A 2,308-nucleotide genomic window follows, 5' to 3' on the forward strand; every position below is an offset into this window, starting at 1 on the left:
GTGTACATGTGGAGCAGAAGGCGTCCGTAACAGACGAAATAATGCCGATTTCCCCGTCTCTGTCCTGATACCTGTAGCGCGTCGCCACCTCACCTTTGTACTGGGGTGGGACAGGCTCTAACGGCATATGCTCGTGAATGGCTTCGATGATCTGCTGCTTGGAAACGACCTGATCCAATTTCCAGCCATTGGTGTTGCCTACATCCATAAACTCAACAAAACGTAAAATATGCTTTTCCTTTTGGCAATAATCGGCCATGGGAACAATATCCTGATCGTTAAAGCCCTTTTGCACGACCATATTTATTTTCACCTGCATCCCTGCTTGAGCCGCAGCCTCAATACCATCCAGCACCGCCTTTACACTGCTTCTGCCCCCGTTCATTTGGCGGAACCGATCATCATCGAGCGAATCCAGACTAACCGTCACTCTCTTTAGTCCCGCCTCTCGCAGTGCTACAGCATATTTAGGCAAAAATACGCCGTTTGTCGTCATTGCAATATCTTCAACCCCATCGAGTTGAGTTAACGAATGAATAAGCAAGGACAAATTTTTCCTCAGCAACGGCTCGCCACCAGTAATACGTAGCTTCGTAACGCCCAGCGAGACAAAAATACGAGAAAGGCGCGTAATTTCCTCAAAGGTCAATATCTTTTCTTTTGGCAGAAACGGATAGTCATGGCCAAATATTTCTTCCGGCATACAATATCGGCACCGAAAATTACATCGGTCTATGACGGATATTCTTAAGTCCCGTAACGGACGATTCCATTGATCGTCGCTCCGGTTCGCCATCCTGTTCACCTCAATCCGTCTTCATTAATAAAACTCTTTACACTCTAAATTGGGACGGTATTTCCATTCATTTTATACTGAACCAAAAAACCGGCATCACAACAACTTCTTCGCTTATGAATATCGAAGAATCTGCTAAATGCCGGTTAATTTATCTACATCAGGATTTTACGAATCCCACTTCATGTGATATAGAAAAATCAAACTAACAAGCGCTGCGACAAATAAAATATACGCGGTTCCCACGCACACTCCATTTACGATTGCTCTGAAATAGATTACATTCCTATTGTTAGCAATCCTGGAACGTTTGTCAATGATTTTTCGATTTCTCAAACGATAATCATTATCAATTAAAAAATTAATAATGTACCGTTGAACTATCTTAAATTTTACGTTATAGTTACACGAGATGACATGCAGAAAATGACATATCTAAGTTATTCAGAAGTTATTGATATACAGACGGTGCGTACTGTTTGTTATTAATACATATTCAAATGGCGGATTGGCCTCCAGGACCTAGAGCTTGGTCACTACTCCACCATAAACACAAGTGCTGAAACACGAGCACTTGTGTTTATGGTGGAGTTTTTTTATTCCTAATTTTTAAATTTAAAATCTGAAAGGAGCCTGAACCGTGACTGATAGTACGATCAAAATTACATTAAACGGACAGGAACTGAAAACGAAGAACAGCGCAACGATCCTTGAAGTGATTAACGAAAACAACATCGCTCATCCCCAGCTGTGTTACGTTCCCGAAGTCGATCCGATCCGCACCTGTGACACATGTATCGTGGAAGTGGACGGAAAACTTATGCGTTCCTGCTCAACACTGGCTTCGGATGGAATGAATATTCATTTACACTCGGATCGCGCGAAAGCAGCTCAAACCGAGGCTATGGACCGATTGCTAGAAAATCATCTCCTCTACTGCACAGTGTGCGATAACAACAACGGTAATTGTACTTTGCATAATACAGCAGAGCTTATGGAGATTGAACATCAAAAATATCCGTATCAACCGAAAGTTGACCCGGCAGAAGTAGATATGTCTCATCCCTTCTATCGATATGACCCCAATCAATGTATTGCATGCGGCCAATGCGTAGAGGTATGCCAAAACCTTCAGGTCAATGAAACGCTGTCCCTCGACTGGGAAGCTGAACGCCCTCGCGTCATATGGGATGACAGGGTTGCGATTAACGATTCCTCCTGCGTCAGCTGCGGTCAGTGTGTAACCGTCTGCCCATGCAATGCCTTGATGGAGAAATCTATGCTGGGAGAAGCAGGCTTCATGAGTGGCATGAACAAGGATTTATTAAATCCGATGGTGGATTTAATAAAGGAAGTGGAGCCGGGCTATAGTGGGATTTTTGCTATTTCCGAAGTCGAAGCAGCAATGCGTGAAACCCGTACGAAAAAAACGAAAACCGTCTGTACGTTTTGCGGTGTGGGTTGCAGCTTTGAGGTTTGGACCAAAGGCCGCAAAATTTTGAAGGTACAACC

At 43.6% G+C, this 2,308-nt stretch carries 2 protein-coding genes; one reads left to right on the forward strand and one right to left on the reverse strand.

The genetic code is table 11. The annotated features are described in order from the left end of the window. The coding region (gene moaA, locus GRP75_RS24690; RefSeq protein ID WP_160790643.1) for a GTP 3',8-cyclase MoaA at positions 1-796 on the reverse strand (796 nt) is incomplete at its 3' end. Between the two features lie 640 nt (positions 797-1,436). Here moaA and GRP75_RS24695 point away from each other — a divergent pair. Then, positions 1,437-2,308 (forward strand): 2Fe-2S iron-sulfur cluster-binding protein (locus GRP75_RS24695; protein ID WP_160790644.1); only part of this gene is annotated, 872 nt, incomplete at its 3' end.

Origin of the sequence: Paenibacillus sp. OT2-17, from assembly GCF_009827695.1 — a bacterium.
In the GTDB taxonomy this organism is placed as follows: Bacteria; Bacillota; Bacilli; order Paenibacillales; family Paenibacillaceae; genus Paenibacillus; species Paenibacillus polymyxa_B.